Raw genomic sequence first — 6,635 nt, forward strand, 5'->3', positions numbered from 1 at the left:
GTTTTGGAACCCCCCCCCCTCCGCTCGTGGGTTGCCCCTCAAAACCAATCCCCCCGGGGCGGTTCCCTCACCCCCCCCCCCCCCCCCCCCGGCTCGTGACAGGGTGTTCACCCCCTGGAGGACTCCTCAGCCGCCTGCCCCGTCCTGCGGGGCATACGCAGCGAGCGAGTGTAGCTGCCACGCCAGTAGCCCAGCGGGAACCGCTCGGGCATCACCTCACCCCCGGTGATCCGGCCGATGACAATCACATGGTCGCCGGCCTCCCGCACCTCGTGGACCACACACTCGGCGTGCGCCACGACGTCGGCAAGCACCGGCATCCCGGTGACCTCGCCCGGCAGCCAGTCGACCACATCGAACTTGTCCGCGGTACGGCTCGCGAACAGGTCGGAGACGGTGTCCGCGCCGACGTCCAGGAAATTGACGACGAACCGATTCTTGTCCGTGATGGCGTCCAGCGTGGCGCTCGGTGTGTTGACACAGGCCAGGAGAAGCGGCGGGTCCGCGGAGACGCTGCACACCGCGGAGCAGGTCATGCCGACCGGGCTGTCGTCCGCGCGGCGACTGGTCAGGATGGACACGCCGCTCATGAAGGAGCCCATCAGCGAGCGGAAGCCGGCACGATCCACCGAGGGCAGTCCGTCCTCGTCGGTGCCCGGTACGCGCGGCGGGGCGGAAACAGTCGTCATCGTGCGCTCCCTTCGATGGCCGCGGCCATGGCCGCGCGGTCCTTCTTGCCGTTGGACGTGAGCGTCAGTGCGTCCACGATGTGCAGGGCGTCGACGATCATGTAGGTCGGCAGGCTCTCGGCGCACTGGCGTTTGAGGTCGACGAGCCGCACGGAGGCCCACGGAGCAGGTGTCACGACGGCGTGAAGTCGAGCGTCGAGGCCCTCGCCGACCACCACCACCGCGACATCGGTGACATGGGGATGCGCGCTGATCGCGGCCTCGATCTCGCCCAGCTCGATCCGGTGACCGCGCACTTTGACCATATGGTCGACCCGCCCGGCATAGAGCAGGTTGCCCTGCGTGTCGAGCTGCCCGATGTCGCCGGTGTGGTACGGGCCGGACTGCGGCTCGCGGCCCCAGTAGCCCAGCATCACCGTAGGACCGCTCACCACGATCTCGCCCTGTGGATCCGCCGGGTACAGGTGGACGACATCTCCGGAGCATGCCGTACCAATGGGCAGCGTTCCGGTGCGGCCGAGGTCCGCGTCGGTCACCTCGTAGGAGGTACAGACGTTGGTCTCGGTGGGCCCGTACCAGTTCAGCAGTCGTATCCCCGGCCACGCCTTGCGCAGCGCCTTGACCTGGTTGACGGGGAACGGTTCGCCGGCGAAGACACAGGCCCGCAGGGCGGCCGTCGGCTCGGCTGCGAGGAGGCCCCCCTCGCGCATCATCAGGCTCAGCGCGGACGGCACCGAGTACCAGATGCTGATGTCCTGTTCGCGCATGAAGCGTACGAGTTCGGCGGGCGCGTAGGCGAGTTCGGGGGGGATCAGGTGCACGGAGGCACCGGCCCTGAAGGCGGCGTAGAGATCGAAGACGGACAGGTCGAAATTCAACGGCGCGTGGTTGGACAGCCGGTCGGCGGGGTTCACATCCAGCAGGTCGACCGCCCAGTCGACGAATGCCAGCGCATTGCGGTGGCTGAGGCAGACGCCCTTGGGTTCGCCTGTGGACCCTGAGGTGTAGAGAATGTAGGCGGGGTCGTCGGGTCGGCCGGCATGCGGCGCGAACGCCCCCCGCATCGCGGTCTCGTCGAGCAGCGTGGTCGAGGTCACCACGGGGACGCCGATGACCTGACTCAACGCCGGGGCCCGCTCCGCCATATCGGCGTCGGCCACGATCAGCGCGGCGCCGCAGTCGGTGGCCACGCGGGCCACTCGCCTGACCGGGTTCGTGGAGGTGACCGGCGCGTAGATCACGCCGGCCCGCAGCGCGCCCTGCATGACGGCGACGGCGTGCACACTCTTCCCGGTCCACAGCACCACGCGATCGCCCGCTGAGAGACCCCGGGCGCGCAGCGCGTGGGCGTAGCGGTCGGCGAGCGTGTCCAACCGTCCGTAGTCGAGGATTCCGTCCGGCCCAGCGACGGCAAGTGCGTCGGGCGCCGCCCGGGCGGAGTCGATGACGAGTTCATGCAGCCTCATAGTCCCAACTCCCTTGCGATGATCACCCGTTGAATGTCAGAGGTACCGGAGAAGATGGTCGCGGGGACGGTGTCCCGCAGCAGGGTCTCGATTCCGGCGTCTCTCAGATAACCCCGCGCGCCGTAGATCCTGACCGTGTCCAGAGCGCCGGCGAGCGCCGCCTCGGAGACGGCCAGCTTGGACAGCGCGACGTTGAGTGGGGACTGCGCCCCGGCATCCATCTCCCAGCAGGCACGGTAGAGCAGTAGACGGGCGCTCTCCAGCCGCACCTTCATGTCCGCCAACGTGTGCGACACCGCCTGGTTGGCGCCGATCGGGGCGCCGAACTGACGTCGGGTTCGGGCGTGTTCGACGGCCCGCTCCTGCACGCGCTCCAGGAGGCCGAGGTAGCCGGCGAACAGACAGGCCCGCTCCCACCCCATGGAGTGCTGAAAGATCACACCGCCCTGCCCGGGTGCGCCCAGGACGTGCTCGTCGGGGACGAAGCAGTCCTCGAAGGTGACAGTGCCTGCCGGTACGGAGGTGAGACCCATCTTGACGAAGGGCTCCCCGACCCGCACGCCCTGGGACGTACGGGGCACCACAAAGCCGGTCACGCCCAGATGGCCGGCGTGCGGGTCGGTAGTCGCGTAGGTGACGTAGACGTCGGAGATCGGCCCGTTGGTGACGAAACTCTTGGTGCCGTTGAGGACGAAGCCGCCGGTCGTCGCAGTCGCGGTGACGGCCAGCCGGGAGACGTCGGAGCCCGCGTCCTCCTCGGTCATGGCGTTGCCGGCGATCAGCTCTCCGGAGGCCATTCCAGGCAGGAAGTGCCGCTTGGCCTGCTCGGTGGCGAACGTCACCAAGGGCATGGCGCAGGCGAAGAGGTGCGCGCTCGACGCGAAGACGATGCCGGTGTCCGCGCAGCCCCGGCCGAGCGCCTCCACCTGGTGGGCCGTGTCGAGGGCACCGAGACCGCCGCCGCCGTAGGCGACGGGGATACTCAGCCCCAGCAGGCCGAGGTCACCCAGGGTCCGCCATTCCTTCCGGTCGAAGTTGCGGTCGTGAATCGGTTCGGGGAACCGATCCCGCGCCGCGGCGAGTGTGTCGTCGTAGGCTGTCTGCTGCTCGTAGGACCACTCGAAGCGCACATGTCCTCCTTTGACGTTTCGACGTTTCGACGTTTCGACGTGCCGGGGTCGGCCCGCTCAGAGTTGGACGGGTTCTCTGTGATCTGCGGGAAATTACCGGCGTCGGCCTTCCCGGCTCGGCGGTCGGCGGGAGCGCTGTGGGGTCAGCGTGATCCGGTGGAGGGGGCGGCCGTCGCCGGTCGCGCCTTCTGCGACTCGGACACCGAGTTCGCGGTCGCGCGGCGGCGAAGGGTGTGGGACAGCAGCGGAGAGGTCATGGCGGTGGTGACCAGCGCCATCATCACCATCGCGCTGAAGAGTTCGGTGCCGAGCAGGCCGATACCGAGACCGACGTTCAGAATGACCAGTTCGGTCAGGCCACGGGTGTTCAACAGCAGGCCGAGTGTGTAGGACTCGTGCCAGCCCATGCCGTTGAGGCGGGAACAGAGCAACACGCCGCCCAGCTTTCCCACACAGGCCACCACGATGATCAGCACCATGTACATGGCACCGGTCGCGGTGAGCGAGGTCAGGTCCACGGAGAGCCCCGTGACCACGAAGAAGACGGGCAGCAGCAGCTTGCTGGCGTGCTCGATGGGGATCAGCGCGGACTGACGCAGCAGCTCCTGCTGATCGGAGCGGGGCATGACCAGGCCGAAGAAGAATGCTCCGAAAATGGCGTGCAGGCCGATGTTCGAGGTGACGTAGGCCGAGGTGAGGGCACCGGTGGCGGCCAGCATCGGGAGCACGGGTGCGGCGGCGGTGCCGGCCCGTGCCGCCAGGAAGGCCAGGACGGGGCGGACCATGCCCAGCATCACGACGATGTAGACGACGCCCCAGCCGATGACGGCAAGGAAGGTGCCCGCGCCGGACGCGGAGACCATGGCGACCACAACGGCCAGCAGGCACCAGGCGAGGATGTCGTCCAGCGCGGCGAGTGCGAGTGCGAAGTTCCCGATGCGGGAGTGGTACAGCTGCTTGTCCGTGATGATGCGCGCGAGGACCGGGAAGGCGGCGATCGATATGGCCGTGCCGATGAAGAGTCCGAAGTGCAGAAAGGCGATCTCCTCGCCGTTCACCGTTCGGTAGGAGCCGTACAGCACGGCGGCCAGGCCGAAACCGAGGGCCATCGGCAGCGCGGCGGCTCCCAGCCAGATGGTACCGGTGGCCCGCCCGCGACCCCGCAGGGTGGTCTGGTCGAAGTGCCACCCGATGGTGAACATGAAGAGGAGCAGGCCCACTTGGGCGACCACGTTCAGATAGGGCCGGACCTCCATGGGGAAGAAGTGCTCGGGCAGGTTGCCCGGCAGCACCCCCAGCAGACTCGGTCCGAGACAGATGCCGGCGGTGATCTCACCGATGACCGTCGGCTGGCGCAGGCGGCGCGCGAGGAGAGCGAAGGCCGCCCCGATCACGAGTACCAGAGCGATACCACCGAGGGTGGTGATGGTTGTCCACTCCGTGTGTTCAGCGCTCTTCATGCAGAATCTCCGCTGGGCAGGGGAACCGGAAGGAAACCGATATACGAACGACGGAGTGCTCCTGGACATGACCCATGCCGAGCCCCCGTGGGACGGACGATGTTCTTGAGCCGAGCGGGCTGCGGTGATCGCGGCGATCGGGATCCGCAGCCCGCCGTGCCTCAGACTTCGGTCTGGGCGCGTCCGGCGGTCACCGGTGGGGCGTCGTCCCGGCGGCCGGTGACGTTGTCCTGGGTCAGCAGGCGTCGGAAGTCGGCGGGCGCGACGGTCTTGGCCCACAGGAGCATGAGCATGCGGCGCCGGAGCGTGAACGTGTAGACGCGGTCGCGGGGTTCGGCGAAACGGTACAGCGGCGGCACGAACCGTTCCCCGCGCAGCCAGGAGAAGATGCCGCGGGCCGCTCCGACTGCGGTGCTACGGCCGGCGCGGACGGCGTCCATCTGGTCGAACAGATGGCGCAGCGCGCGCGGCAAGCCCTCCGGGGTACGGAACCACAGCTCGGAATCGAACCGCTCGACCGCGGACCAGGAGTCCTCCGGGACATGCTCGCAGTCCAGACGGGCCCGCTTCAGTGACAGGTCGGCGAGGATCTGCCACAGCAGCCAGATGCGCAGGTAGGCGTTGAGGAGTTGGAAGTGATTCCCGGCGGTGCGCAGCCCCATCTGGAGCCGATCGTTGAAGTCGATCAGGTGGTCCTGGAAGTCGGCGACACGGGTGAACTCCGCGTCCTCCTGCTCCGGGTCGACCACCACCCGCAGCAGCGCTGCGGCAGTGGAGTGCACCATCTCCATGCCGACCGTCACGTCTCTCGCCAGCACCTCCTCGGCGCGACAGGCGGCCCGGCCGATGGCGAGCCACCGAGGTCCGGTGGTCCGCTCGGCGCGCCACTGCCATTGCTTCTCGTGCGCCCAGGGGGTGGTGGTCCGCGCGGAGACGAACTGGCCGGCAATGCTGGGATAGCGACCGATGAGGGCACGGAAGGCGTCCTCGGGGTCCTCCGGCAGGTCGGCGAACTTCTCGGGGCACACGCTGACCGTCACGCTGCACAGGCCGTTCCTGGCTCCTTCGTGGTTGTCGAAGCTCACCACCTGGATCCAGCCGCCGTCGAAAACGTGGTGGAACGAGCCGTGCGACCACGCGGTGGCGCCCGGGTATCGGGCCAGCGGGAGCACCGACTCGAACGGCCGCACGCCGGTGAAGTGCGCGGACAACAGACGGGAGCGCAGCGGCGTGCGCACGGACTCGGCCGGCCCCACGCCGGCGGCGGCGAGCAGCGGCGAGCCCGGACCTGAAGCGTCCACCACGTATCGGGCGCTGAGCGTCCGGCCATTCTCAAGGACGAGCGCGGTCCGGTCCTCGGCCAGGTCGACCTTGGCGAGCGGCGAGCGGTCCTCGTCGATGTGCGCACCGTGGGTCGCCGCGATGCGGCACGCGTACGCGTCGGCCTCCGGCCGGTACAGGTGCCACTCCGTGTGCTCGCCCGGCACGTTGAACTGGATGGCCTTCCTTGCGTCCTGCTCCCGGCCCGGATCGTGGTGGAGGAAGCCCAGGCTCTTCTTGACGCCGCTGGCTCGGCGTACCTCCTCCGGCAGGTCGGTGAAGTGCGCGAACGTCGCGATCTCCGGCACCTCGAACCGCTCGGCGAGCAGCGAGAACACCTCGGAGGTGTAGGGCACGGTGCTCTCGCCGGCCGGCCGCGCCCGGTCCTCCGCGGTGTCGACGAGCACGGTCCGTACGCCCCGCCGGGCGATGATGGCGGCCAGCAGGCCTCCGGTGAGGTGGGCGCCGAGGACAGCGACGTCGTACTCGGCGGCCGCCGTCCGCTTCCGTAAGTTCTTGGGGGCTGTCTTTCTGGGCATCGCTGTCTCTCCGTCGTCGGTCCGTCGATGG

Annotated in this window: 5 protein-coding genes; all 5 read right to left on the reverse strand. The window is 68.7% G+C overall.

Annotated features, from left to right (window positions below; genetic code table 11):
* Positions 1–107: 107 nt before the first annotated feature.
* The 5 genes from ACFVH5_RS24295 to ACFVH5_RS24315 all read right to left on the reverse strand — a co-directional run bounded on the left by ACFVH5_RS24295 (position 108) and on the right by ACFVH5_RS24315 (position 6,604).
* A complete protein-coding gene (locus ACFVH5_RS24295; protein WP_385835807.1) occupies positions 108–689 on the reverse strand; it encodes a flavin reductase family protein in 582 nt (193 codons plus the stop codon).
* Positions 686–2,155 (reverse strand): AMP-binding protein, encoded by a 1,470-nt coding sequence (locus tag ACFVH5_RS24300; protein WP_385835808.1) that lies wholly within the window; start codon positions 2,153–2,155, stop codon positions 686–688. Before ACFVH5_RS24300 ends, ACFVH5_RS24295 begins: the two co-directional genes overlap by 4 nt.
* Positions 2,152–3,285, reverse strand: a complete 1,134-nt coding sequence (locus ACFVH5_RS24305; RefSeq protein ID WP_385835810.1) for an acyl-CoA dehydrogenase family protein — start codon at positions 3,283–3,285, stop codon at positions 2,152–2,154. Before ACFVH5_RS24305 ends, ACFVH5_RS24300 begins: the two co-directional genes overlap by 4 nt.
* Before the next feature lie 143 nt (positions 3,286–3,428).
* Positions 3,429–4,745: a cation:proton antiporter gene (locus ACFVH5_RS24310; RefSeq protein ID WP_385835811.1), complete on the reverse strand. Its 1,317-nt coding sequence runs from the start codon at positions 4,743–4,745 to the stop codon at positions 3,429–3,431.
* Between the two features lie 161 nt (positions 4,746–4,906).
* Positions 4,907–6,604, reverse strand: coding sequence for an NAD(P)/FAD-dependent oxidoreductase (locus tag ACFVH5_RS24315; protein ID WP_385835813.1), 1,698 nt, complete (start codon positions 6,602–6,604; stop codon positions 4,907–4,909).
* Between the last annotated feature and the right edge of the window lie 31 nt (positions 6,605–6,635).

Origin of the sequence: Streptomyces sp. NPDC127119 (assembly GCF_042677425.1) — a bacterium.
GTDB lineage: Bacteria > Actinomycetota > Actinomycetes > Streptomycetales > Streptomycetaceae > Streptomyces.